The organism is Micromonospora parva, assembly GCF_000718515.1.
GTDB lineage: Bacteria > Actinomycetota > Actinomycetes > Mycobacteriales > Micromonosporaceae > Micromonospora > Micromonospora parva.
The window spans coordinates 1-225 of the sequence record NZ_JNZS01000077.1 but is presented as its reverse complement, the minus strand read 5'-3'; the positions used below and the strand labels follow the sequence as shown (position 1 = coordinate 225).

Sequence of the window (225 nt, the reverse complement as noted above, 5' to 3'; positions counted from 1 at the left end):
GAACTCAACAGGGTGCTTGTAAAGCCAGTGCCAATTATGATTTATACCCCGGACTGGTCAGGCCTTTTGGTTTGGCTGGTTGGGATTCCTTTGGCAACAATTTGTTTGTTGTCAGGATTGTTTTCCAATTTTTTGTTGGAGAGTTTGATCCTGGCTCAGGACGAACGCTGGCGGCGTGCTTAACACATGCAAGTCGAGCGGAAAGGCCCTTCGGGGTACTCGAGC

General features: G+C 49.3%; 1 rRNA gene. It reads left to right on the top strand.

The annotated features are described in order from the left end of the window. Positions 1 to 132: 132 nt before the first annotated feature. Positions 133 to 225: ribosomal RNA gene (locus IF22_RS0132665) — 16S ribosomal RNA — on the top strand; the annotation flags it as partial.